This window comes from Orrella marina (assembly GCF_003058465.1).
Classification (GTDB): Bacteria; Pseudomonadota; Gammaproteobacteria; order Burkholderiales; family Burkholderiaceae_B; genus Algicoccus; species Algicoccus marinus.
In genome coordinates, this window is the sequence record NZ_CP028901.1 from 1,792,229 (window position 1) to 1,817,729 (window position 25,501).

17 protein-coding genes and 2 pseudogenes are annotated in these 25,501 nt (G+C 56.1%); 7 read left to right on the top strand and 12 right to left on the bottom strand.

Annotated elements, in window-relative coordinates; genetic code table 11:
- The first annotated feature begins 3 nt into the window (after window positions 1-3).
- Window positions 4-1,143: a CaiB/BaiF CoA transferase family protein gene (locus tag DBV39_RS08035; protein WP_108621087.1), complete on the top strand. Its 1,140-nt coding sequence runs from the start codon at window positions 4-6 to the stop codon at window positions 1,141-1,143.
- Here DBV39_RS08035 and DBV39_RS08040 read toward each other — a convergent pair.
- Window positions 1,109-2,026 (bottom strand): LysR substrate-binding domain-containing protein, encoded by a 918-nt coding sequence (locus DBV39_RS08040; RefSeq protein ID WP_108621088.1) that lies wholly within the window; start codon window positions 2,024-2,026, stop codon window positions 1,109-1,111. The two genes, DBV39_RS08035 and DBV39_RS08040, sit on opposite strands and share 35 nt — an antisense overlap.
- Before the next feature lie 227 nt (window positions 2,027-2,253).
- Here DBV39_RS08040 and DBV39_RS08045 point away from each other — a divergent pair, with 227 nt between their 5' ends.
- Window positions 2,254-3,942 carry a thiamine pyrophosphate-binding protein gene (locus DBV39_RS08045; RefSeq protein ID WP_108621089.1) on the top strand — a complete coding sequence of 563 codons (1,689 nt, stop codon included), beginning with the start codon at window positions 2,254-2,256 and terminating at the stop codon, window positions 3,940-3,942.
- A 68-nt stretch (window positions 3,943-4,010) separates the two neighbouring features.
- Entirely contained in the window at window positions 4,011-5,204 is a 1,194-nt protein-coding gene (locus DBV39_RS08050; protein ID WP_108621090.1) for an acyl-CoA dehydrogenase, read from the top strand.
- Between the two features lie 103 nt (window positions 5,205-5,307).
- Here DBV39_RS08050 and DBV39_RS08055 read toward each other — a convergent pair.
- From DBV39_RS08055 to fba, 5 genes and pseudogenes are all read right to left on the bottom strand, one after another.
- Window positions 5,308-6,395 (bottom strand): annotated as a pseudogene (locus DBV39_RS08055) (L-threonylcarbamoyladenylate synthase).
- Window positions 6,396-6,547: 152 nt separating this feature from the next.
- On the bottom strand, window positions 6,548-7,717 hold the full coding sequence (locus DBV39_RS08060; protein WP_108621091.1) for a 5-(carboxyamino)imidazole ribonucleotide synthase: 1,170 nt from the start codon (window positions 7,715-7,717) through the stop codon (window positions 6,548-6,550).
- On the bottom strand, window positions 7,714-8,226 hold the full coding sequence (gene purE / locus DBV39_RS08065) for a 5-(carboxyamino)imidazole ribonucleotide mutase (protein ID WP_193853055.1): 513 nt from the start codon (window positions 8,224-8,226) through the stop codon (window positions 7,714-7,716). Before purE ends, DBV39_RS08060 begins: the two co-directional genes overlap by 4 nt.
- 234 nt (window positions 8,227-8,460) lie before the next feature.
- A complete protein-coding gene (locus DBV39_RS08070) occupies window positions 8,461-9,273 on the bottom strand; it encodes a phosphoribosylaminoimidazolesuccinocarboxamide synthase (protein WP_407669285.1) in 813 nt (270 codons plus the stop codon).
- Window positions 9,274-9,352: 79 nt separating this feature from the next.
- Complete coding sequence (fba, locus tag DBV39_RS08075) at window positions 9,353-10,417, bottom strand: class II fructose-bisphosphate aldolase (RefSeq protein ID WP_108621092.1); 1,065 nt, start codon at window positions 10,415-10,417, stop codon at window positions 9,353-9,355.
- Between the two features lie 513 nt (window positions 10,418-10,930).
- Between fba and DBV39_RS08085 the strand changes: the two genes are divergently transcribed.
- The gene (locus DBV39_RS08085) at window positions 10,931-12,154 is read left to right on the top strand and encodes a methyltransferase (protein WP_108621094.1); all 1,224 of its coding nucleotides are present in this window, start codon (window positions 10,931-10,933) and stop codon (window positions 12,152-12,154) included.
- Here DBV39_RS08085 and mog read toward each other — a convergent pair.
- Window positions 12,123-12,761 (bottom strand): molybdopterin adenylyltransferase, encoded by a 639-nt coding sequence (gene mog / locus DBV39_RS08090; protein ID WP_108621095.1) that lies wholly within the window; start codon window positions 12,759-12,761, stop codon window positions 12,123-12,125. The two genes, DBV39_RS08085 and mog, sit on opposite strands and share 32 nt — an antisense overlap.
- Before the next feature lie 463 nt (window positions 12,762-13,224).
- Here mog and DBV39_RS08095 point away from each other — a divergent pair.
- A pseudogene (locus tag DBV39_RS08095) lies at window positions 13,225-15,354 on the top strand (DUF3141 domain-containing protein); the annotation flags it as partial.
- Between the two features lie 569 nt (window positions 15,355-15,923).
- Window positions 15,924-16,889 carry a phosphate acetyltransferase gene (locus DBV39_RS08100; RefSeq protein ID WP_108621097.1) on the top strand — a complete coding sequence of 322 codons (966 nt, stop codon included), beginning with the start codon at window positions 15,924-15,926 and terminating at the stop codon, window positions 16,887-16,889.
- A gap of 159 nt (window positions 16,890-17,048) precedes the next feature.
- Here the strand turns inward: DBV39_RS08100 and DBV39_RS08105 are convergent, their stop codons facing one another.
- Genes DBV39_RS08105 through tkt form a run of 3 tightly spaced genes read right to left on the bottom strand, consistent with a single transcriptional unit; the run spans window position 17,049 to window position 21,325 of the window.
- Window positions 17,049-18,245, bottom strand: coding sequence for a phosphoglycerate kinase (locus DBV39_RS08105; protein WP_108623176.1), 1,197 nt, complete (start codon window positions 18,243-18,245; stop codon window positions 17,049-17,051).
- Between the two features lie 5 nt (window positions 18,246-18,250).
- Window positions 18,251-19,261: a type I glyceraldehyde-3-phosphate dehydrogenase gene (gap, locus tag DBV39_RS08110; RefSeq protein ID WP_108621098.1), complete on the bottom strand. Its 1,011-nt coding sequence runs from the start codon at window positions 19,259-19,261 to the stop codon at window positions 18,251-18,253.
- A gap of 18 nt (window positions 19,262-19,279) precedes the next feature.
- Entirely contained in the window at window positions 19,280-21,325 is a 2,046-nt protein-coding gene (tkt, locus tag DBV39_RS08115) for a transketolase (protein WP_227870868.1), read from the bottom strand.
- 291 nt (window positions 21,326-21,616) lie between these two features.
- Here tkt and DBV39_RS08120 point away from each other — a divergent pair, with 291 nt between their 5' ends.
- A complete protein-coding gene (locus DBV39_RS08120) occupies window positions 21,617-22,378 on the top strand; it encodes a 16S rRNA (uracil(1498)-N(3))-methyltransferase (RefSeq protein ID WP_159078875.1) in 762 nt (253 codons plus the stop codon).
- A gap of 114 nt (window positions 22,379-22,492) precedes the next feature.
- Here DBV39_RS08120 and DBV39_RS08125 read toward each other — a convergent pair whose 3' ends face one another.
- Together DBV39_RS08125 and DBV39_RS08130 are read right to left on the bottom strand one after the other, a co-directional pair.
- Window positions 22,493-22,957, bottom strand: coding sequence for a barstar family protein (locus DBV39_RS08125; protein ID WP_108621101.1), 465 nt, complete (start codon window positions 22,955-22,957; stop codon window positions 22,493-22,495).
- A 223-nt stretch (window positions 22,958-23,180) separates the two neighbouring features.
- Window positions 23,181-25,472 carry an NADP-dependent malic enzyme gene (locus DBV39_RS08130; RefSeq protein WP_108621102.1) on the bottom strand — a complete coding sequence of 764 codons (2,292 nt, stop codon included), beginning with the start codon at window positions 25,470-25,472 and terminating at the stop codon, window positions 23,181-23,183.
- Between the last annotated feature and the right edge of the window lie 29 nt (window positions 25,473-25,501).

The window sequence follows — 25,501 nt, forward strand, 5'->3', positions numbered from 1 at the left end:
TTAATGTGGAATGCAGAAAATGGCAAGGGTTCGGCCCTGCATGGAGTGCGAGTAGTGGATTTGAGCCGGGTCCTGGGCGGTCCGTTCTGCAGTCAGATTCTTGGGGATCATGGCGCAGATGTGATCAAACTCGAACCGCCAAGCGGCGATGAGACACGTCACTGGGGGCCTCCATTCGAAGGTGGTGTAGCCTCTTACTTCATCGGGGTCAACCGCAACAAGACGGGGCTGACCCTGGACCTGTCCAGCGAAGAGGGACGCACGTTTTTGCGTACGCTTCTGGCTGATGCGGACGTGGTGCTTGAGAACTTCAAACCAGGAACACTTGAGAAATGGGGCCTGGGCTATGAGACCCTTAAGGAGGAGTTCCCACGTCTGATCCACTGCCGGGTATCCGGATTTGGCGGTGATGGCCCACTAGGTGCAATGCCAGGATACGATGCTTGCGCACAGGCAATGTGCGGCCTCATGAGCGTGAACGGAGAGAAAGACGGTCCTGCGACCCGGGTTGGTCTGCCGGTGGTCGACATGGTGACGGGGCTGAACGCCACCATCGCCATTCTGATGGCTATTCAGGAACGCCACAACAGTGGGCTGGGACAGTTTCTGGACATTACGCTGTTTGACTGCGCCATTTCGCTACTGCACCCGCATGCAGCCAATTTTTTTGGCAATGGCAAGACTCCGCAGCGCACCGGCAATGCTCACCCGAATATAGCGCCCTATGAAACGGTCAAGACGCTGGAAGGCGAACTCTTTCTAGCGGTTGGAAACGACCGCCAGTTCAAGATCATGACAGAGCTCCTGGGTAACCCGGGACTGGCACAAGACCCCCGATTTGCCACGAATGCGGACCGACTCGCCAATCGACCGCAATTACACGAACAACTCGAAAGACTACTGGCGAATGAGAAGGCTGCCGAACTGTCCCCGATTTTACTCAAAGCCGGGGTCCCAGCCGCGCCTGTTTTAACTGTTCCGGAAATCCTGACACATCCTCATACACTGCATCGCAACATGGTGCTAGAGCACGATGGATACAGAGGAGTGGCTTCACCAATCAAACTCTCACGTACACCTGCCCGGCTGCGCAAGTTACCCCCAGGTTTCACCCCTGCGTCTGAGCGCGACTCGTCGTCCTGACAGTTGCAAGCAGCCACTGCTCGAATGCCCTTAGCGAAGCCGATGGCTCGCTATGGGCCGGATAGCCAAAGAAATAAGCTTCGGGAACGGGCAAGTTACGCACGACCGGACTAACCAGTTCACCACGATCAAGCGCATCTTGCGCAATAAATCGTGGCACCAATCCAACCCCCAGTCCAGCTCGAGCCGCTGCCAGCACCATCGTGAAGACCTCGTAACGAGGTCCACCAGCCACACTGGGCGTGTACGGCAAGCCTGACACCTGATACCAGTCACGCCAGGCGTCTGGGCGCGAACTCAAGTGCAGATGTGTAAGCTGAGCCATGCGTTGAATCGGGTCGAGGGGTTGTTCCTTAAGCACGAACGCCGCGCATACAGGGACCAGTTCCTGCTCCGCGAACAGTTTCATTCCTGCGGTTCCGGGCCATGCCGCCCGGCTATGATAAATGGCACCATCAAAGGGATGATCACTGAACTGAAATGGCAGGGTGCGCAGCGAAAGACTGACCGAAATATCCGGGTAGTGACGATTAAAATCTGGCAACCGGGGAATAAGCCATAGCGATGCCAGGGTCGGTAAGACAGCAACGTGCAATCTGCGCCCAATACCGGCCTCGCTCATGAGGCTGAACGTATCTTTCTCGATCTGTTCCAGATGCTGCCGGATCCGTGCGGCATATTGAGCACCAGGCTCGGTCACCACCACCCTTCTTCTGACCCGGTTAAACAGCGACACGCCAAGGCGCTGCTCAAGAGCAGTCACCTGCCGGTGCACGGCACTATGCGTTAAAGCAAGCTCCTCGGCTGCCCTGGAAAAACTTCCCAGCCTGGCCGTGGCTTCGAACGCCTGAAGCGCACTCAGATTAGGAATGCCTTTTCTCATGAGGGGTGATATCCGATACTGAACCGTTAAAGATGCCTGCGTCCCACAGTGCATTTCGTGCAATCTGGGATCGCGCTAACAAGCCACTCGTGACTGTACAAGACAATGATGTGCAATTTTATCAATTGCAATGTGCAGTACATGAACATAAGCTTACGGGTTAATCAGGTCGTCATCCGTGTTCGCTCGACGCCATCCGACATAACCAGAATGAGAGAGACAATTTCATGACACATTCCACGAATGCAGATACCCAGGCCCGCACGGGCGGACAGTTGATCGTTGACCAACTTGTGAAACAAGGCGTGGATCATGTTTTCTGCGTACCGGGAGAGAGCTTTCTGGCTGTACTCGATGCGCTGGTTGATGTGAACATCAACGTGACCGTATGCCGCCAGGAAGGTGGTGCCGCCATGATGGCCGACGCCCATGGAAAGCTGACTGGACGCCCAGGTATCTGCATGGTTACGCGCGGGCCCGGTGCGTCGAACGCCATGGCTGGCATTCACATTGCCAGGCAGGACTCGACACCCATGATCTTGTTTGTAGGCCAGATTGAACGGGGTATGCGTGAGCGTGAGGCGTTTCAGGAAATGGACTACCGCGCAACCTTTGGCCCTGTTGCCAAATGGGCCACCGAAATAGACGACCCGGCCCGTGTCCCCGAGATTGTGTCAAGAGCCTTCCATGTCGCCATGTCCGGTCGCCCCGGCCCCGTGGTGATTGCCTTGCCGGAAGACATGCTGACAGAAGTCGCACAGGTCGTTGACGCCCCCCGTGTGGAAGCAGTCGAATCTGCACCTGCCGTCGGTCAGATGGCCGACTTGGCGCGCCGGATTGCAAGCGCCAAATCCCCTGTTGCAATCGTGGGTGGTACACGCTGGAACGAACAGGCTGTTGCCCAGTTTGCGGACTTTGCACAGCGTTTCAATCTTCCTGTCGCCGCTTCGTTCCGGCGTCAGATGCTTTTTCCGCATGATCACCCCTGCTACATTGGTGACGTCGGACTCGGACTGAATCCGGATCTGCTCAAGCGAATTCAGAACGCAGACCTGCTGTTACTCGTGGGCGGCCGTATGTCTGAAATACCCAGTCAGTCCTACACACTACTCGACATTCCCGTACCCCGGCAGTCGCTGGTTCACATCCATCCTGATGCCGGCGAGCTCGGACGGGTATATGCGCCAGCGCTCGCGATCAATGCTTCGGCTACCGCGTTTGCGGCCGAACTAAGTGCGCTGGCTGCCCCTTCACAGATGCCTTGGGCGAAAGATACCGCTCGCATGCACAATAGCTATCTGCAGTGGAGCAACCCCGAAAGCGTCAACCCTCCAGGACAGCTGCAAATGAGCAAAGTCATGGAACATCTGGAGTCTGTACTGCCAGACAACGCCATCATGGCTAACGGTGCTGGTAACTACGCGACCTGGATTCATCGCTTTCATCGTTTCAACAAATTTGCGACACAGCTCGCCCCGACATCGGGATCGATGGGTTACGGGCTGCCTGCCGCAGTGGGAGCCAAACGCCTGTGGCCAGAACGCACAGTCGTCTGTTTTGCCGGCGACGGATGCTTCATGATGCATGGGCAGGAATTTGCCACAGCGGTTCAGTATGATCTGCCAATTATCGTACTGATCGTCGATAACGGCATGTACGGTACGATCCGCATGCACCAGGAGAAGTTTTATCCTGGCCGGATTTCTGCAACCGATCTGCGTAACCCGGACTTTGCTGCGTACGCCCGGGCATTCGGTGGCCATGGCGAACGCGTCGAACGGTCAGAAGACTTTGCGGCGGCTTACGAGCGCGCGATTGCCAGTGGCAAGCCAGCCATCATTCATTTACTGACTGATCCACAGGCGATCACACCAACCACCACGATCGACAAGCTTCGCGCAGCCTCGCAAGGCTGACGTGAGCAGGAACTTTCCGATATCCAGAGCCTCTAGTAACAAGCGATTTCATTCACGGAGTATCAATTATGTCTGCCTCACCTTCATTTCACTGGGATGATCCCCTCCTGCTCGAGAGCCAACTGACCGACGAGGAACGCATGGTTGCGGACGCAGCCCGCGCATATTGTCAAGAAAAACTGGCTCCCCGTGTGCTCGAAGCATTCCGTCACGAAAAGATGGATGTGTCAATTTTCCCGGAAATGGGTGCGCTTGGACTGCTTGGCCCCACCATCCCGGAAGCCTACGGTGGCTCGGGCATGAACTATGTCAGCTATGGTCTGATCGCACGGGAGGTCGAACGTGTGGACTCGGGTTATCGCTCAATGATGAGTGTTCAGTCCTCCCTGGTCATGGTTCCGATCAACGAATTTGGTAGCGAAGAGCAAAAGCAGAAGTATCTGCCCAGGCTCGCAAGCGGTGAGTGGATTGGTTGTTTCGGTCTGACCGAACCCAATCATGGATCTGATCCTGGCGGCATGGAGACTCGCGCCGTCAAGACTGGTTCTGGCTACAAGCTGACTGGCAACAAGATGTGGATCACCAACTCACCTGTTGCAGATGTTTTTGTTGTCTGGGCCAAGTGCATTGGTGGTGATTATGATGGTCGGATTCGTGGCTTCATCCTGGAAAAAGGCATGACAGGTCTGTCAGCACCAGCAATCCATGGCAAGGTCGGTCTGCGCGCCTCAGTTACTGGCGAGATCGTCATGGATGAGGTTGAAGTTGGCGAAGAACAAATGCTGCCTAACGTAACAGGTCTCAAAGGTCCGTTCACCTGCCTGAACTCGGCTCGTTTCGGGATTGCCTGGGGCGCACTCGGTGCCGCTGAATTCTGCTGGCATGCCGCCCGTCAGTACACGATGGACCGCAAGCAGTTTGGTCGCCCACTTGCTGCTAACCAGTTGATCCAGAAAAAGCTTGCTGACATGCAGACGGAGATCACCCTGGGCCTTCAGGGCTGCCTGCGCCTTGGTCGTATGAAGGATGAAGGCACTGCTGCGGTTGAGATCACCTCGATCATGAAGCGCAATTCCTGCGGCAAGGCTCTTGACGTCGCACGCATGGCACGCGACATGCTTGGTGGCAACGGGATCTCTGACGAATTTGGTGTTGCACGCCACCTGGTCAACCTTGAAGTGGTCAATACCTACGAAGGTACGCACGATGTGCACGCGTTGATACTGGGCCGTGCACAGACTGGAATCCAGGCATTCAGCTGATTTAACTTATTGTTAAACAATCCCCTCAGATCACGCACTGAGGGGATTGTTTCTGGAGCAGATGTATTTTCCTGCGACCAGAAATACAGTCATACCCTGCCTCTCAAAACGCTGCAGCCGCACGCTGCAACCGGTCTCTGACGCCTGCCCACGGTTCGGTCTCGGGCACGTCTTCCCAGAAGATCTCGTCCACTCCGAGATGATCCATCTCACGCAGACGCGCGTATAGCATCTGTGCATACTGCGCTGGGCTAGATGGCATCGGATACCACTGGACCCTCTTCCATATCTCATCCGACAGTTTTGCAGACAGACTGGCTAGCGGGTTGGTTTCATTCCCGATCCCGATCACAGCAAGTTTGCTGACGGGATGTTTGCGACACCAGGATTGAATGGCAGACACCAGACCGCCCGCCTGAATCAGCCTCATGGGGGTATCGGGGGAATAGTGCGCCTTGAGTGACCCAGACACCCGGGGTGCCTCCGGCTCATGGCCAGATAGTTGCACACCCAGCACGTCCTCGATATCACTGGGGAGAATGCTTCCCGGCCTCAACAAGGCAGGGGCCCCTCCCTGAGCCACGCGAGAGAGATCGACAATCGTTGATTCGATGCCCACCTGTGCCGCGCCCCCTCGAGCACGGGCATGCCCTGCGCGACCAGCTCGTGAAACTCCTCACGCACGTGAGCAGCTGTCGTTGGCGAAACATGCCCGAAACGATTGGCAGAAGGAGCAGCGACGCCAGCCGGACGATCACCCTTCAAACGAGCAAACGCTTGCAGCAGATCCTGTGCAACAGGGTGCGAAGGACAACGCAGACCGATCGTGTCCTGGCCGCCACTGACACACGGATCGACCCATCCGGCACGACGCAAGATCAGTGTGAGCGAGCCCGGCCAGAACGTGCTCATCAGTATCCTGGCCTCAGGTGGGAACTCCCGCGCCCAGTATCGGGCCTGCTCAGGACTTGCCACATGCACAATCACAGGGTGGTCGCTGGGACGGCCTTTTGCCGTGTATATTTTTCTAACGGCATCTGGGTTGCCGGCATCCGCACCGAGGCCATAAACAGTTTCGGTGGGAAATGCGACCAGCTCACCCTTTGCCAGACGCTGCGCGGCATCGCTGATCTGGCAAACATCTGCCAATGGAGAAACCGATGAGACACCGTCCTGACTGATTCGACTCATCTTTTAAGCCTCCAGATTTACTGACCAGAACAGCAAGCGAAAAGCACAGTCGCGCGACATGTGAGACTCTGATTGCTATCCATTTTTTCAATGCCAGACCGCAAACACCGGTGAAACCAGCCTAGCATAATTGCCTGAGTGCGTGACATGCTTCAAGCCAATGTTGCCTGATCGGGCAAATCAAGCTCTGCAACGACCTGATTCGCCACCGACACCGCCTGCTCCATCGTAGATGCAGTGATGTTTATGTGCCCCATCTTTCGCCCTGGACGTGCTTCGTTCTTGCCATAAAGATGCAGACTCACTTCGGGGTGACACAGGACACGGTTCCAGTCAGGATCCTGATAATTGCCCTCTGGTCCGCGTAACCAGACATCACCAAGAAGGTTGAGCATCACCGTCGGTGCGAGCAACCTGGTATTTCCCAAAGGCAACTCTGTCATGACACGCACTTGCTGCTCGAACTGGCTGGTTACACAGGCATTCTGGGTGTAATGGCCACTGTTGTGCGGTCTGGGGGCGATTTCGTTGACGAACAAACGTCCATCAACCAGCACAAAGAACTCAACACACAACACGCCGTGATAACCCAGCCCGTGTGCAATCTGGCTCGCCCACTGAGTAGCCTTGGCACGAACCTCGTCACTCTGGCCGTCAACGTGGGTGACCGACAGAATGCCGTCATGATGGATATTACGTGCCACATCGTACGTGACCACTTCTCCGGCCACACTACGGGCAAGCACTACAGATAGTTCATATGCCAGATCCAGACGTGCTTCCAGTACACATGACACTTTTCCCATCTCATCGAAGCCAGCGACAGCGCTGGCCAGATCCTTCACTCGACACTGGCCCTTGCCATCGTAGCCGAGGCGGGCGGACTTCAGAATACCATCCTTGAGCAACTCGACAGATGCGTTTTCAAGATCGTTGATCGTCAGGATCTTGGCGTGTGGCGCAACCGGGATACCCAGCGACTCGATGAATGATTTCTCTACACAGCGATCCTGAGCCACCTCAACTGCACTCGCGCCAGGCGTCACCCTGACACGACGAGCAAGTGCAGCCAGGCTAGCCGCAGGGACATTCTCGAACTCAGTGGTGACTGCCGAACAGCGATGTGCCATCATCGACAGCGCGTGATCGTCATCGTAGCTTGCCTGAATGACCTCATCAGCAATCTGGCACGCTGGTGCCTGGTCGTCCGGATCAAGCACCAGTACCCGATACCCCATTGCCTGAGCCGCCTGACAGAACATGCGACCCAGCTGGCCGCCCCCCATCACACCTAGCCAATGTCCTGGCACAACCGTTGTCATGACAACTCCATCGAACGGGCCGCGTCTGTCTGCTGACTGCGGAATTGCTTCAGACGTTCTGCCAGCGCCGGATCAGTAGTTGCAAGTGTCGCAACAACATGAAGTGCTGCGTTGGCGGCACCTGCCTCGCCGATCGCAAAGGTTGCGACCGGCACCCCTTTGGGCATCTGTACAATCGACAGCAACGAGTCCTCCCCACGCAGGTATCTGGACGGCACTGGCACACCGTAAACTGGAACGTGCGTGAAAGCTGCAACCATCCCGGGCAAATGCGCTGCCCCGCCTGCGCCAGCAATGATTGCACGCAAGCCGCGATCAGCTGCGCTACCCGCATAATCCGCCATATCCTGAGGCATACGGTGGGCCGACACGACTTTTGCCTCATGCGGCACATCGAACTGCTTCAGAATTTCCACAGCGAGCTGCATGATGGGCCAGTCGCTTGAAGAACCCATGATGACCCCCACAACGGGAGCGGGGCCAGATCCCTGGATATTGTCGCTAGACATGGTAATTCCTGCCTGATGGTAATTGACTCATGAATACTGTCAGTAAATGATACGCAGCACTGAAAATGCCGCACCGAAGGATGCCCGACGACATGCCTGCCCCGTGTTATCCGGTTGTGCGCGAATGCGAGCACCCGGTCACGCCAATTCAATTAGCACGATCAGGCACCCATCCTGCATCGTGGCATGACGTAGTAGGTGCTCACCCGCTTCAAACAGCGTCTGACATACCTCTCATGCGGTCAACTTATCAAGTGCTTCGCGGTATTTCGACGCGGTACGCTCGATCACCTCAGCAGGCAAACGCGGCGCAGGTGCAGTCTTGTCCCAAGGCTGGGTCAGCAGCCAGTCACGCACAAACTGCTTGTCATACGAAGGTGGACTGATTCCGGGCTGCCAGCTATCGGCAGGCCAGAAACGAGACGAATCCGGCGTGAGAACCTCGTCCATGAGATGAAGTACTCCGTGGTCATCGAGCCCAAACTCAAACTTGGTGTCTGCGATCAGAATACCGCGACTGCTGGCAAACTGGGCTGCATACTCATAGAGACGCAAGGTGGTGGTGCGAATCTCATCGGCCAGATCAGCCCCTACCTCTCGCACGACGTAATTAAAATCTACGTTTTCGTCGTGTTCACCAACCGCTGCCTTGGCCGCGGGAGTAAAAATAGGTTCTGGTAGCTGACTGGCCTGTTCAAGCCCCGCCGGCAAGGTGATGCCGCAAACGGACCCGCTTGCCTGGTAGTCTGCCCAACCGGAACCGATCAGGTAGCCTCGTGCGACCGCTTCCACCATGACAGGTTTCAGTCGTTTGACTACCATCGAGCGCCCTCGAACCTGATCCCGCTCTGACTCACTGACCACATCTTCGGGCTGAATGCCGGTCTTGTGATTCGGTACGACATCGGCAAGCTTGTCAAGCCAGAACAGTGTCAGACTGGTCAAGACTTCACCTTTGCCCGGGATCGGATCATCCAGGATCACGTCAAATGCGGAGATCCTGTCGGTCGCGACAATCAGCAGCTTGTCTTCACCGACTGCGTACATGTCGCGAACCTTGCCCCGAGCGATCAGGGGCAGAGACTTCAAACTGGATTGGTGTAGAACGGTCACAATGTCATCCAGTTCAGTTGACCACCTGAGCAAGCTTGCCTGCTGTGTAATCAGCTGCCATATCCGAAAGCGCACGGGCCTTGATCTTGCTGGCGTTGCCAGCAGTTCCAAACTGCTCGTAGCGGGCCACACAAATGCCTTTGGCCGCCTCACGCGCAGGCTTGAGATATTCACGCGGATCAAACTTGCCAGGATTCTCGACAAAGAAACGACGGATTGCGGCGGTCATGGCCAGACGAATATCCGTATCGATGTTGATCTTGCGAACGCCAAACTTGATGGCCTCCTGTATCTCTTCGACTGGCACGCCATAGGTTTCCTTCATGTCGCCACCGAACTCGCGGATCTCCGCAAGCAACTCCTGCGGTACGCTGGAACTACCGTGCATAACCAGGTGCGTGTTAGGCAGACGAGCGTTGATTTCCTTGATACGGGAAATCGACAGAATGTCACCGGTCGGCTTGCGACTGAATTTGTAGGCGCCATGGCTGGTTCCGATTGCGATAGCCAGTGCGTCAAGCTGTGTGCGGCGAACAAAGTCGGCCGCCTGCTCAGGGTCTGTCAGCAACTGATCCATTGTAAGCTTGCCATCAGCTCCGTGACCGTCTTCCTTGTCGCCTTGCATAGTCTCAAGCGAGCCAAGACATCCGAGTTCACCTTCGACCGTCACGCCAAGCTTGTGTGCCATGTCGACCACTTTACGAGTTACTTCGACGTTGTAGTCATAGTCAGCGATGGTCTTTCCATCCTCCATCAGGGAACCATCCATCATCACGCTGGAGAAACCCAGATCGATCGCACCTTGACAGACTTTGGGAGACTGGCCGTGGTCCTGGTGCATCACCACAGGAATGTGCGGGTAAGACTCAACAGCGGCCTGGATCAGGTATTTCAAAAACCCTTCTCCTGCGTACTTGCGGGCACCAGCCGATGCCTGCATGATCACAGGACTGTTGGTCTGGTCAGCCGCCTCCATGATGGCCTGAACCTGCTCGAGGTTGTTGACGTTGAACGCCGGAATGCCGTAGCTGTTTTCGGCGGCATGATCGAGAAGCTGGCGCATGGAAACGAGAGGCATGGTCAGTATCCTTGTATAGATGGGTTGATAATCGAAATTCGTATAAAACAGGACAGGTAGTCAATAACGCTACAACTGTGCAATTCTGGTCTGGTGGCAAACACTGCTGCCTGCAATGATCACTTGCGGCCGACGCTGGTGGCGTTTCTGCCCCATGATCCACAGCAGCGCATCACACTCGCCACTAGCGCGCCCGCACCCAGACCCGCCCACCGTCTTGGCAGGATAGTTCTGCCAGCAGGAAACGATCTCTGAACCGGGCGAAACCTGAATGGCACGATAACCGGACATCGATAGCGGGGCCAAAACTTGTGCCCGCTAAAGTATGTCCGCTAAAGTGTGCCTGCCAAATTTGCGCTCACCAGGGAGATACCCAGAAAATTAATCTTCACCGGGTGTCCAGAACGCCTTTCTCAGTTCGCAACATCTAAAATCAAACTCCATTTTAGCCTCTTGTTCGACCTTGGGGCACGATATTGCCGAGCAGGCAGATTAGAAGCAACCCAGGTGACCATGACCGGACGTTCCAGCAACCCACACTCCCCCCTACCCATCACGCCGGTCGCCTGGGAGGCGTTCGCACATGAGCGTGCCATTCGGTGGCACAGCAGCAGCAAGTGGCCGCATCCTAAAAGACTGATCGAGATCTCCTCGGCCATACCATCGGACCAGATTCTGAGACTCCTGCAACAGGGAACAGCCATTCTCTGGCGCGGAGACTTTCACGAGGGACGACAGATTCTTCAATCGGTCAAACGGCGGCTGAGCAACTACATGCGACGTGCGATCAAACTTCCAATGCCGCAAGGGTTTCATCAACTCAGGCTCGCCCGGTCCCAGCAGGCCCGGACACTGGGCCTGATCCTGATTCAGATCGATCCCGACTGGAGTCTCGTGAACCGGCGGGCACCGGACATCCGTGCTGCCTGCGAGGCGACCCTGGGCGATGCAGCAGCAACACACGCCTGCCTCCAGACTCGATCCCTGAGTGGAGAAAAACACGATACCACTGACACACCACCGGTGATCCTCCCACTTTCGGATCTACTAGGCATTCTGAGCGCATATCAGTGGCATCTGAAAGGAGTAGAGGTTGCAGCGCTCGGCGCCCGCATCCACCCACGACACGGCGTGTTTGCCCCGACTCGCCAGGAGTATCTGGAACTCGTTGCCGGGACAGCCCTTCCGGCCACTTGTGAAAGTGCCATTGATCTAGGGACAGGCACGGGTGTCATCGCTGCCATCCTCGCTCAAAAAGGTGTTCCAAGTGTCCTGGCAATTGAGAGCCATCAACCCGCACTTCAGTGTGCCCGCGACAACATCGACCGCCTGGGCCTTGGCGATCGGGTCACCGTACGCAAGGGCGACTTACTGACGGGAGCACCTGTAGTGGACCTCATCGTCTGCAATCCGCCCTGGTTACCCGGTGTGGCACGCAATCCGCTCGAGGCCGCCATTCACGACCCGGAACATCGCATGTTAAGGGGCTTTCTCGCTCAGGCACCGACTCATCTGCCCCCTTCGGGCCAGGCCTGGCTGATCATCTCTGATCTGGCAGAGCTACTAGGACTCAGAAGCCGCGAGACACTCCTGCAATGGATAAGTGAGGCTGGACTAAGGGTGATTGACCGCGTTGACACGCGTGCGACTCACCCCAAAGCAGCAGATCAAAAAGACCCGCTCGCCCCCTGGAGAGCCAGAGAAGTCACTTCACTTTGGCGGCTTTCTTTGGCCTGAAAGGCTTGACAACAGACTCATCAGTTTCGATGTAGGGTCCGCCAATCAGATCAATACAGTAGGGCACTGCCGCAAAGATACCTGATACGACCACATTTCCATGGTCGTCCTTAAGTCCCTCGAGCGTCTGCGCGATGGCCTTGGGCTGGCCCGGCAAGTTCAGCACCAGCGCCGCGTGATCATCCGTTTCCCGAAGTACTCCGACCTGCCTTGACAGAATGGCCGTCGGGACAAACTTCAGACTGATCTGACGCATCTGTTCGCCAAAACCCGGCATTTCCCGGGTTGCAGCCGCCAGCGTCGCCTCCGGCGTGACATCACGCCGCGCAGGCCCGGTTCCTCCAGTCGTGATAACAAGATCACACTGCAAGATATCAACCAGCTCGATGATCGTAGAGGTAATCACGTCCCTCTCATCGGCCACGAGGCGCTCCTGAACCTCGTAAGGACTGGTCAGCGCCTTCTCGAACCACGTTCTGAGGGAAGGGACACCTTCATCGGCATATACACCCTGTGAAGCACGATCCGAGATGGATATGAGACCAACCCTCAGGGGCCGCTGCACGCTGACTGGTCTTTGCGCCTGCGCTGTGTGCTGTGTTGCCATATGCTCTTAACGATTCCTTAAATAACAGTGTGCTGAACGGAAGCTTGTTGAATATTTCCCGACAGACGATTTTCGGGTATACCCATGGTGTGTTAACCAACATTTAGCCATTATTCTGTCCTGACTGTAACCCAAACGCGAAACCATGTACGACAAGACCGTCAGATCAGTCCCTCTCATACTTCCCCGACTGGCCCGTATTGACGCACCATCCGGGCAACGCGAACGACTCGGCAACGAGTGCTGGCAACAGGTTTACAGCCTGTGTCAAAACGTCCTTGGGTACATATTGCGCAGAAACCCCCTTCATTTCTTTGTCAAGCATTTCTAAACATCACAACTTATTTATGTTGCACTGCAATATAACGACGAGTATCATGGAAGCAACTCCAAAAAGAGGTTAAACCAAGTGAGCAATTCCAAAAGTCAAGCACACCCGAGCGTACCGCTGATCCCACCTCTCATGGATTCAGCCATTGAATACACAGTCGACGCACTGCAACGTAGCGTCCTGTACACAGATGTAATGCGCCAACGCGGCAACCAATACCAGCGCCACATGGCCAAGCAGGCACCCAATGTACTGAGTATGAAAGCTGAGCTGGTGCTCGATGGACGGGAGCTTGATCACCCGGTGAACTACATGCTGACCCGCATCGTGCCGCCCAAGTCGATGCCAGTTGATCCAATCAAGCGACCGTTTGTTGTGGTCGACCCCAGAGCAGGACATGGACCGGGTATCGCAGGCTTCAAACCAGAGAGTGAAATTGGCGTGGCGATTCAGGCAGGACACCCCTGCTATTTCATTGGATTCCTGCCCAGGCCCGAACCTGACCAAGGTGTCGAGGACGTGGTCGCTGCTGAAGCCCGGTTTATGGAACTCGTGATCGAGATGCATCCGGAATCGGAAGGCAAGCCCGTGGTCATCGGTAACTGTCAGGCAGGCTGGCAGATCATGATGGCTGCAGCCACACGCCCTGAACTGTTTGGCCCCATCATCATCGCAGGCGCCCCACTATCCTACTGGGCCGGATGGCGCAACATGTATCCGATGCGCTACACCGGCGGGATGACGGGTGGTTCATGGATGACCATGATGGCCAGTGATCTGGGTGGCGGCGTGTTCGACGGCGCCAATCTGGTTCAGAACTTTGAGAATCTGAACCCGGCTAACACCCTCTGGAGCAAGCAATACAATCTGTATGCCAATGTTGATACCGAAGCGTCGCGCTATCTCGGTTTTGAACGCTGGTGGGGCGGACACGTATTTCTGAACGGTAAGGAAATCCAGTACATCGTTGACAACCTTTTCATTGGCAACCGCCTGTCAACATCCCGCATGGTTACCCGGGACGGTCTGCGAGTTGATCTGCGCAACGTGCGCTCACCCATCATCGTATTCTGTTCCAAGGGCGACGACATCACGCCGCCGCCGCAGGCACTGGGCTGGATTACAGATCTTTACCAGAGTGATCGCGAAGTGCTGGCGCATGGCCAAACCATCATTTATGCCGTTCATGAAAGCATCGGACACCTCGGAATTTTTGTGTCGGGAGCCGTCGCCAGAAAAGAACACCGTGAATTCACCTGCAACATCGACATGATCGACATGCTGCCCGCAGGAATTTACGAAGCAGTAATTACGGACAAAACTGCCGATACGCCAAATGCCGATCTGGCTTACGGCGACTACGTACTCAAGTTTGAAAGAAGACACCTTGCTGACATCGAGAAGATTGTTCAGCACAATGAAGATGACGATCGACGCTTTGCAACAGTATCGCGACTGTCTCAAGTCAACCTCGGACTTTACAAGTCATTCATGCAGCCCTGGATCAAGATGATGGCGACGCCGCGCATGACCGAGCGTCTTCAGAAACTGCATCCACTACGTCTGCCGTATGAAATGATTTCCGACAAGAATCCGGTTGTCGCCGCAACGGGCCCGCTGTCGGTAGAAGTCCGTAATCACAGAAAGCAGGTAAGCCCTGACAATCCATTCCTGCAGGCGGAGAAGCAAATCTCCAAGTCAATCGAGTCATGGCTCGAGTTGTGGGGCAAATGGCGTGACTCGGTCGTCGAACAAACATTCATGACAGTCTACGGATCCCCCATCATGCAGGATCTGGCTGGCCTAGGGGCCAAAGAGGGCCCACCACGCAAACATCCTGGCGTTTCTCCCGAACATATCCAGTTTGTCAAACGACGCGTTGGAGAGCTTCGCGAGATGAGCCAGCAAGGCGGACTTGCTCAAGCCAGTATCCGCGTCATGATCTATCTTGCCCAAGCGCAAGGTGGTATCGACGAGCGCAGCTTCAATTTGATTCGTCGCTTACGCTCAGGCCAGGAACACGTCCTGACGCTCTCGAAGTTCAAGCGCATGGTGCGCCAGCAGGCCATGGTTATGGTTGTCGATCCGAAGGCTTCCATCCAGGCGATTCCCACCATGCTTGCCCAGCACTCGGAACAAGAGATTCTGGATGCTGCCAAGTTTGTCGAGCAGGTTGCGATGGCGAGTGGCACCCTGAACGAAGAGGGCGAGAGTCGCCTGAAAGAGGTTTTGGATCTGTACAACCTGGCTGTGCGCGATGCCAGAGAGCCTGAGAAGGCACACGACCAACTGGTCGAAAAAGCCAGGCATCTAGGTGCGAAAGCCGAAAGTAATGCGATTAAACAAGATATCGTTGCCAGACACTCAGGGTTTGACACGGCGCTTGAATACGAACTGCGCGAGTCAGGACAGACCAGCCTCGATCTGGGACCCACACCGCAACCGGACGCAACTGCAACGGGAAAGGCCGGGAGATCTGACACAGAATCTGTTGCGGCGCCAGATACGAGTCCGATTGCCAGACCCGCACGAAAAATGGCAGCAAAGCGCGCCAGAAAGGCATCGCCCCAATCTGCTGCAATGCGGACAGCAAAGGCACGTGTGCCACAGGAAAAAGCTGACAGCAAGGATGCCGGAAGAGCGGAACAGAAAGTCGAATCGCCTGCTGTCGCAGGGGGCGCTACTCAGGCAGGTGGCAACACGCCTGTCAGGGATACCGAAATTCCCCCCGATACTTCATCACAAGTATCAAAAGCAGCGGATAAATCGGGCCAGGCCACACCAGCCACGCCGACCGTGCAGCCCGGTTCCGGTGAAAGCAAGGAGTGAGCGTGAACGCTGTCGAGCAAGCCCAGAGTGAGCATAGCCGAGTGAAGTTTGAAAAACTGATCCAGGCTGCGCAGGCAATTCCGCCGCAAGTTTGTGCCGTCGCGCACCCTTGTGACGGGACATCCCTGACCGCTGCGGTAGAAGCCACCGAACTCGGTCTGATCAAGGCGATTCTGGTGGGGCCTCGATCCCGCATTGAGGCCGTTGCACAAGAATCCTGCCTGGACATAAGCGGTCTCGACTTGATCGACACACCGCACAGCCATGCGTCCGCTCACGAGGCAGTCGCGTTGGTGCGTGCGGGCCGGGCCAGTCTGCTCATGAAAGGCAGCCTGCATACAGACGAACTCATGCATGAGGTGGTCCAGACGCAGACCGGACTACGCACAGACCGACGCCTGAGCCATGTATTCATCATGGACGTTCCAACCTACCCGGAGCCGCTCTTTATCACCGATGCAGCGATCAATATTGCGCCAGACCTGAACTGCAAGGCCGATATTGTCCAGAATGCAATCGACCTGCATCTGGCACTTGGACTGGGCACGCCCAGGGTAGCCATTCTGTCCGCAGTTGAACAGATCAACCCCAAGATTCCGACCACACTGGAGGCAGCGGCACTCTGCAAGATGGCGGACCGCGGGCAGATCACAGGAGGCATCCTGGATGGCCCTCTTGCGATGGACAATGCGATCAGTCCAGAGGCAGCCTCCATGAAGGGACTAAAATCCCCGGTGGCGGGGCATGCACAGATTCTGATTGTTCCGGATCTTGAGGCTGGCAACATGCTAGCCAAGAACCTGTCGTTTCTTGCTGGAGCACTGGCCGCCGGTATTGTTCTGGGTGCCCGAGTACCCATCATCCTGACCAGCCGGGCAGACACACGTCAAGCTCGTCTGGCGTCTTGTGCAGTCGCGGCCGTCTATGCCCATAAACGACTGGAACAGGCTGCTGCCACGCCGGTGTGACCTAAAACGCATACTCATCTATCTCCCACAGGCTCACGCGTGCTGTTCAAATCGAGCAAATTGATCCAGAGCCGAGATCGAAGTAGAAGTTGAAACGAGAACGGGACCTTGATGGTCCCGTTCTCGTTTCAACTTCTGGAGTTTACAGTCAGATAAAAATCAGGTCTGTTCACCACGCTTTTGAAGCGCAGCGACGGCCGGCAATGTTTTGCCTTCCAGGAACTCCAGGAACGCTCCACCGCCAGTCGAAATATAACCAACACGCTCAGAAATGCCAAACTTGGCGATTGCCGCAAGCGTGTCACCTCCGCCAGCAATCGAGAACCCGTCTGAGTCCGCAATGGCCTGGGCAATGCCTTGCGTGCCGCGGCTGAAAGCCTCGAACTCGAATACACCAACAGGCCCATTCCAGACAATGGTCTGCGCATTTGCCAGTATGGCGGCTAACCGCGCAGTCGTATCGGGCCCAATATCCAGGATCATGTCATCATCCTGAATCTGGTCAGCTGCCTTGACCGTTGCCTTGGCCTGCGCCGAGAACTCGGTTGCAACCACTACGTCCGACGGAATCGGCACATCGGCCCCACGCGCCTTCATCTTCTCAATCACAGTACGAGCCTGATCGACCTGATCTGGTTCTGCCAGTGATTTGCCGATCGACAACCCGGCAGCGAGCATAAAGGTGTTGGCGATGCCGCCGCCGACAATCAGTTGATCCACCTTGTCTGCGAGTGAGTTCAGGATCGAGAGCTTGCTGGAAACCTTTGAGCCTCCCACAATGGCAACCAGCGGACGTCGTGGCTCGAGCAGAGCCTTGCCGAGCGCATCAAGTTCTGCAGCCAGCAGCGGGCCTGCACACGCCACTGGCGCGTGTAGCGCGAGACCATGGGTAGTCGCCTCTGCCCGATGGGCGGTACCGAAAGCGTCATTGACGTAAACATCACACAGTGCAGCCATCTTCTGGGCCAGATCAGGGTCATCCTTCTTTTCACCTGGATTGACGCGACAGTTCTCCAGCAGAACCACTTCGCCTGGTTCAATCATCACGCCATCTACCCAGTCTGCCTGCAACCTGACTGGCTTGCCGATCAGTTCAGACAACCTTTGAGCGACCGGAGCCAGACTGTCCTCAGGTGTCAGAACGCCCTCTTTCGGACGCCCCAGATGCGACGTGACCATGACGCTCGCTCCCGCATCCAGTGCCATCTGAATCCCGGGAACGGACGCACGGATGCGCGTGTCCTCGGTGATATGGCGTGCATCATCGAGTGGCACATTGAGATCAGCCCTGATAAAAACGCGTTTGCCGCGCAACTGACCGGCCTGAGCCAGTTGCGCCAGAGTCATCACCGCCATGCCGATCACTTCGCGTTCATCAAAGCAACGGTGGTATCGAGCATCCGGTTGCTGAAACCCCACTCGTTGTCGTACCAGGAGTTCACTTTGACCAGCGTACCGGACACCTTGGTCAGAGTTGCGTCAAAGTTGCTCGAGGCCGGATTGTGATTGAAGTCCACAGACACGAGAGGCTCCGTGTTGTAGGTGAGAATGCCCTTCATCGGACCTTCGGAAGCATTCTTGAGGATGTCATTTACTTCTTCAACGGTTGTCGAGCGCGATGCAATGAAAGACAAGTCAACAATCGAGACATTGATCGTCGGCACACGCATCGCATATCCGTCGAGCTTGCCGTTAAGTTCGGGCAGAACCAGTCCGACTGCTGCCGCTGCACCGGTTTTGGTGGGGATCATGCTCATGGTCGCGGAACGCGCACGACGCAGATCTTCATGATAAACGTCAGTCAGAACCTGGTCATTCGTGTAGGCGTGGATCGTAGTCATCAGCCCCGTCTCAACACCCAGTGCGTCGTGCAGCGGCTTGACCAGCGGAGCCAGGCAGTTGGTGGTGCAGGATGCGTTGGAGATAACGGTATGCTCAGCCTTGAGTACGTCCTGATTGACCCCAAACACCACCGTTGCATCAACATCTTTTCCGCCTGGAGCAGAGATGATCACCTTGCGCGCGCCACCCTTGAGGTGTGCGCTGGCTTTCTCCTTGCTTGCAAAAAAGCCCGTGCACTCCAGAACCACATCGACCTTGAGTTCGCCCCAGGGCAACTCAGCCGGATTGCGGTTGGCCAGCACACGGATCTTGTCACCATTGACCACCATGTGATCACCGTCAACCGTGACTGTTCCGGGGAATTTACCATGGGCGGTGTCATATTGCGTCAAATGCGCATTGGTTTTGGGATCGCCCAGATCGTTGATCGCAACGATCTCAATGTCGTGCTTTTTACCACCTTCGTAGTGGGCACGCAGGATATTCCGGCCGATACGACCGTAACCGTTAATCGCAACACGAATTGCCATGACAAAACACTCCTTGTTTTAAATAATGTTTCTGACAGCGTCCGAAACTGCCTGCGCGGTCAAACCAAAAAACTTGAACAGATCACCTGCCGGGGCGGACTCACCATAACGATCGATACCGACGACCGCACCATCGAGCCCCACGTATTTGAACCAGAAGTCACGCACACCCGCTTCGACTGCCACTCTCGGCACACCTGGGATCAGCACGGCGTTACGGTAGTCAGCATCCTGCTGATCAAACCGTTCGGTGCAGGGCATTGAGACGACTCTCACGGCCACGCCCTGGTCCTCAAGAAGCTTCCGGGCAGCCAGTGCAATCTCTACTTCCGAGCCCGTCGCAATGATGATTGCAGCCGGAGATGGCACATCCGAGAGAACGTAACCGCCTCGGGCGATTGCAGCAATCGTTTTCTCGTCTCGTTCAACAAACGGTAAATTCTGACGCGAAAGCAGCAAGGCGCTTGGCCCACCATCGCGAACCGTCATGCCGATACTTGACGGGCGCTGGACTGCCTCGGTCCACGCCACGGCAGTCTCCACCGTGTCGCACGGACGCCATACGGCCAGGTTGGGGATCAGCCGCAGACTCGCAGCGTGCTCGATAGACTGGTGCGTCGGCCCATCCTCGCCTAACCCGATCGAATCATGCGTAAAGACATGAACCACTCGCTGCTTCATGAGCGCCGCCATGCGTAAAGCATTGCGCGAGTAATCCGAGAATGTGAGGAATGTGCCCCCAAACGGCAGGTACCCGCCGTGCAGAGCAATACCGTTCATGATGCCAGCCATACCGAACTCGCGCACACCGTAATTGATGTGACGGCCGAACTCCACACCGGCATCACCACCGCGTACAGCTGTAACACCTTTCCAGTCGGTGAAGTTCGAACCGGTCAAATCTGCCGAACCACCCAGCATTTCAGGGAGCAGGCTAGCCAGCGACTCGATGACAATCTGTGAGGCCTTGCGTGTGGCAATAGTCTGAGCCTGAGCGTTGATCGCCTCGATCAACTGCCCGGCCTGCTGAGCGAATCCCGCAGGCAAATCACCCCGCATGCGTCGCTCAAACTCAGCTGCAAGTTCGGGATGCGCAGCGCGATAAGCATCAAAGCCTGCCTGCCATTGGTCCTGGCTAGCCTGCCCCTCGGGCCGACAATCCCACGCCTGACAAATCGAATCCGGAACTTCGAATGGAGCATATGGCCAGTCGATCGCCTCACGTGTCGCCGAAATTTCTGCGTCACCCAGTGGGCTTCCATGGACCTTCTCAGTACCCGCCATTGCCGGCGAACCCTTGCCAATAACGGTGCGGCAAACGACCAGCGTCGGACGCTGCTGGGTCTGCCCCAATGCACGAGCCTGCTCGATGGCTGCACTGACTGCAGCCTCGTCATGTCCGTCCACATCGCGCACTACATTCCAGCCATATGCCTCAAACCTGCGCGCAGTATCGTCCTTGAACCAATACTCCACCTTGCCATCGATCGAGATCCCGTTGTCATCATAGATCGCAACCAGCTTGCCCAGTCGCAGCGTGCCGGCCAGAGAACAGACCTCATGCGAAACACCCTCCATCAGACAGCCATCGCCGACGAATACGTACGTGAAGTGATCGACAATGTTGTGACCAGGACGGTTGAACTCACCGGCCAGCAATGCCTCAGCCAGGGCCATTCCGACCGCATTGGACAAGCCCTGGCCGAGGGGCCCCGTCGTTGTCTCGATACCCGGAGTAACACCCACTTCAGGGTGTCCTGGCGTACGCGAGTGCAGCTGCCGGAACTGACGGATCTCTTCGATCGGCAAGTCGTAGCCGGCCAGATGCAGCGCAGAATAGATCAACATCGAGCCATGGCCATTGGACAGGACAAAGCGGTCACGATCAAACCAGGCAGGATCAGACGGGTTGTGCTTCAGATGCCGGGTAAACAGTGACACCGCGATCTCTGCCATCCCCATGGGCGCACCCGGGTGGCCTGATTTGGCTTTCTGCACAGCATCCATGGAAAGCGCACGAATCGCATTGGCCATCTGGGTGGGGGAGACTTCGGATGTACTCATTTGACAGGCTTGCCTTCAGACTGGAGATATAAAGGATGGGAACATGAGAGCGTTCCAGCCAGATTGTGCGCCCTCTGAACGTGTAACCCGTGCTGCAATCCGGTTCGCGTACGGTGGGTCTTTTGCGACAAGGCTGAGACCGACTCAAATGGGAAAGCCCGGATTTTAACACCCCACCTGGGCGGATCGCCGGGAAACGCAGCTGATCAGGACTGGTTCGCATTTTCTGTTGCATCCAGGACCAGGCTAGCCTTGCTCCTGGGCACACTCAGACACGTTATGATTTCATCTATGACAACTGCCCGTTTTTTCTGCGACACCCGACTCGAACACTGCGACACGATCGAGCTGCCTGACGATGTGGCCCACCACGTCAGGGTCCGACGGTTACGCGAAGGAGAGCCGATCGTCCTGTTCGATGGCAAAGGCAGGCAGGCCGAGGCCAGGATTTCAGTCATTTCCAAATCGCTCTGTCAGGCCAAGATTGAAAGTTCCAGCCTTGTCAGTCGTGAGATTTCAGGGAAGATCACGCTCGTACAGGCAATGGCAAGCCAGGACAAAATGGACTGGATTATCGAGAAAGCAACCGAACTTGGTGTAACTCGGATGATTGCTGTACAGGCCAGCAGAAGTGTCGTGAAGCTCAACAGCGACCGGGCCAGTAAACGCGCAGCCCATGGCAGGCGTCTGATCGAGTCTGCGAGCGAGCAATGCGGTCGCAATCATCTCATGCAACTACTGATGCCTCACTCGCTCAAGCAGGCCATCGAAGCCTGCAAAGACCAGCCAATGCTTGCCTGTGTACTGAGCGAGGCGGCGCTACCGCTCACCAGTGAAAGCCTGCTTGAGACTGTGCGACGCCATCAGGGTTGCTCGGTTTTTATTGGACCAGAGGGGGGATGGGCACCAGATGAACAAAACGAACTGATCAAGGCAGGTGCAGTGGCCATCAGTCTGGGAAGACGCGTACTGCGCACTGAAACAGCAGGACTGGCCGCAGTCAGTGCCCTGACCGCCCTGCAGCGATGGGATCACCCCGAAACGGTGCAATGATCCTCTGCACGAGAAATGCAGTTTCTCACATCAAAGACGGACACTCGGAGACTGTCGCGAAAGTTTGGCTACTGACATTCGTGGCGCACCGACGAATTTAAATCCGACTGGTTCCTAACTCGGCGTCTCGCTCCAGTTGTGAACCACACCGGGCACCGCTTCAGGATGCTTGCCACCGTGTTTGATCCCGAAAACAAATACTTTGCCCTGATCGCGCGCGTGATCAGCCACTTCATTCAGCACGTCGACCAGTCGCGACATATCCTTCTCCAGATCCGGATCTGCCGAGTGCAGGTCATCCAGCAAAATACCGACGCCTACCCGCTGGTCAGCAACCGTATCGTTCAGACAGTCGTACAAACCATCGAAACTTGAACCAAAAAATTCCGGGTAGTCTACTGCCTTGACGACTGCACGAAACACGGCGGAGCGATTTCGCGCTTTTGAGCAATCCGCTCTGTAGCAGGCGATCTCTGCACCTTCGAGAGATGCCTTGACAGCATCGAGATCCGATTGACCATCGAACTCACCCCCCTGGGAGATCAGTTTCTGAACCTGTTTATCGATCGAATTGACCATTGCCGCCGCCCGCCTTTTATATTTTGCCTTTGAGGCGAATCGTATCGACTAAACCGCGAGGAATCAATCAGAAATCACAGGAAAATTGCAACACCGTGAAACCGAACAACACTTCTCGGTTGATACGGTTACAGTACCGGACAATAAGTTTCATCTGACCAGCTGTGCCTTTCACAAGACCCAAGAGGCCACACCATATTCTAGTGGCGTGGCCCTCGACTCGTCAGCTTTGCATGTGGTTGGCCTTGACCACCGTCAGAGCAGTCATGTTGACAATGCGCCGTACGGTTGCACTAGAAGTCAGAATATGCGCTGGTGCATCAGTTCCCAGCAACAACGGCCCGACTGCCACTCCGCCGCCTGCAGCCGTCTTGAGCAAGTTGTAAGCAATGTTGCCAGCCTCCGCGTTGGGGCATACCAACAAATTGGCGGAACCTTTGAGCGTAGAGGAAGGCAGGATCCGCAAACGCAATTTTTCGTCAAGCGCACAATCACCGTGCATTTCCCCATCGATCTCCAGATCAGGGGCCTTTTCCTGAATGATTGCCAGCGCCTCACGCATCTTTTGTGCCGAGGCCGTGCTGCCTGTCCCAAAATTCGATCGAGACAGCAGGGCCACTTTGGGTACAAGATTAAGCCTGCGCATTTCTTCGGCAGCTTCGAGCGTGAACTCGGCTATCTGGCTTGCTGTCGGGTCCTCATTGACGTGGGTATCCACCAGTGCCAGTGTGTGGTTTGGCAGCAGCAGAATGTTCATGGCGGCATAAGTGGTCGCACCTGGCGCGAGTCCGAGCATATGATCGACATAACGCAGGTGATCCGAGTACCCACCCACGGTCCCGCATATCATGCCATCCGCGTCTCCGAGATGGACCATGGTCGACCCAATCAGTGTCAGACGACGGCGCATCTCCACTCTGGCCATTTCCTTGCTTACACCACGTCGGCACATACATTCCCAATAGCTCGTCCAGTAGCGATGAAAGCGCTCATCCCAGTCCGGATTGACCACTTCGACATCCTCGCCCAGACGCAGGCGCAACCCATGCTTCTCTATGCGATCTGCCAGCACCGAGGGCCGTCCAACCAGGATTGGCTTTGCGAGTTTCTCATCGACCACTACCTGTACGGCCCTGAGAACGCGCTCATCCTCCCCTTCCGTGAACACGATGCGAGATTTACCCTGCTCGCGCACAAATCGCTTGGCAGCCGAGAACACCGGCTTCATGAAAGCACCGGAGTGGTAAACGAACTGTTCGAGCTGCTCCATGTAAGCGTCGAGATCCGCAATCGGCCTTGTCGCCACACCGCACTCCATCGCAGCCTTGGCAACGGCGGGTGCAATCCTGGTAATCAGCCGAGGGTCAAACGGCTTGGGAATAATGTAGTCAGTCCCAAACGACACATCACCAATACCATAGGCAGCAGTAACCACCTCACTCTGCTCTTCGCGGGCAAGCCTGGCAATTGCCATGACCGCGGCCTTCTCCATCTCGCGAGTGATCGTGGTCGCGCCAACATCCAGCGCGCCGCGAAAGATATACGGAAAACACAATACGTTGTTGACCTGATTGGGGTAGTCCGAACGCCCGGTTGCCATGACAATATCATCACGGACTGCGTGCGCATCAGGCGGCAGGATCTCCGGATTGGGGTTCGCCAGCGCCAGGATCAACGGTTTGCTGGCCATGCGACCGACCATGTCGGGCTTGAGCACATTGCTGGCCGACAGTCCAAGAAAGACGTCTGCCCCGTCAATCACCTCGGCAAGCGTTCGGGCCTGGGTATCCTGGGCGAATCGCTCCTTGTCTGGATCCATCAGCGTAGTTCGCCCTTTGTAAACCACACCTTCAATATCAGTCACCCAGATATTCTCGATCGCCAGTCCCATGTCAACCAGCAGATCCAGACACGCCAGTGCCGCAGCACCTGCACCCGAGACAACGACCTTGGCTTGGTCAATTTTCTTGCCCACAACCTCCAGTCCATTCACAAACGCCGCGCTGACACAGATGGCTGTACCATGCTGGTCGTCGTGAAACACAGGAATATTCATGCGCTTTCTGAGTTCGCGCTCGACCGTAAAGCACTCAGGAGCCTTGATGTCTTCAAGATTGATGCCACCGAACGTGGGCTCCAGTCCAGCGATGATCTCGATCAGCTTGTGGGGATCATTTTCGTTGATCTCGATATCAAAGACATCGATTCCGGCGAACTTCTTGAAGAGCACCGCCTTGCCTTCCATGACGGGCTTCGAGGCGAGCGCACCGATGTTGCCCAGACCCAGCACAGCCGTGCCGTTGGTGATCACGCCAACCAGGTTGCCTCTGGCTGTGAAACGCACTGCGTTCTGTGCATCCAAGACAATCTCTTCGCAGGCAGCCGCCACGCCAGGCGAGTAGGCCAGCGCCAGATCACGCTGGTTTGAGAGGCTTTTGGTGGGGGCAATCGAGATCTTGCCGGGGCGGCCCTTCTCGTGATAATCCAGGGCTGACTGTCGAAAGTTTTGATCCATTAGTGCCTCTATTACGCATAAGCATGACA

Coding starts and splice junctions, on each gene's coding strand:
- purE (WP_193853055.1), bottom strand. CDS start 8,226: ATGTCTAGCGACAATATCCAGGGATCTGGCCCCGCTCCCGTTGTGGGG.
- DBV39_RS08120 (WP_159078875.1), top strand. CDS start 21,617: ATGACAACTGCCCGTTTTTTCTGCGACACCCGACTCGAACACTGCGAC.
- DBV39_RS08105 (WP_108623176.1), bottom strand. CDS start 18,245: ATGGCGGTGATGACTCTGGCGCAACTGGCTCAGGCCGGTCAGTTGCGC.
- DBV39_RS08035 (WP_108621087.1), top strand. CDS start 4: ATGTGGAATGCAGAAAATGGCAAGGGTTCGGCCCTGCATGGAGTGCGA.
- tkt (WP_227870868.1), bottom strand. CDS start 21,325: ATGAGTACATCCGAAGTCTCCCCCACCCAGATGGCCAATGCGATTCGT.
- DBV39_RS08045 (WP_108621089.1), top strand. CDS start 2,254: ATGACACATTCCACGAATGCAGATACCCAGGCCCGCACGGGCGGACAG.
- DBV39_RS08040 (WP_108621088.1), bottom strand. CDS start 2,026: ATGAGAAAAGGCATTCCTAATCTGAGTGCGCTTCAGGCGTTCGAAGCC.
- gap (WP_108621098.1), bottom strand. CDS start 19,261: ATGGCAATTCGTGTTGCGATTAACGGTTACGGTCGTATCGGCCGGAAT.
- DBV39_RS08085 (WP_108621094.1), top strand. CDS start 10,931: ATGACCGGACGTTCCAGCAACCCACACTCCCCCCTACCCATCACGCCG.
- mog (WP_108621095.1), bottom strand. CDS start 12,761: ATGGCAACACAGCACACAGCGCAGGCGCAAAGACCAGTCAGCGTGCAG.
- DBV39_RS08050 (WP_108621090.1), top strand. CDS start 4,011: ATGTCTGCCTCACCTTCATTTCACTGGGATGATCCCCTCCTGCTCGAG.
- DBV39_RS08125 (WP_108621101.1), bottom strand. CDS start 22,957: ATGGTCAATTCGATCGATAAACAGGTTCAGAAACTGATCTCCCAGGGG.
- fba (WP_108621092.1), bottom strand. CDS start 10,417: ATGCCTCTCGTTTCCATGCGCCAGCTTCTCGATCATGCCGCCGAAAAC.
- DBV39_RS08060 (WP_108621091.1), bottom strand. CDS start 7,717: ATGACAACGGTTGTGCCAGGACATTGGCTAGGTGTGATGGGGGGCGGC.
- DBV39_RS08130 (WP_108621102.1), bottom strand. CDS start 25,472: ATGGATCAAAACTTTCGACAGTCAGCCCTGGATTATCACGAGAAGGGC.
- DBV39_RS08070 (WP_407669285.1), bottom strand. CDS start 9,273: ATGTACGCAGTCGGTGAAGACAAGCTGCTGATTGTCGCGACCGACAGG.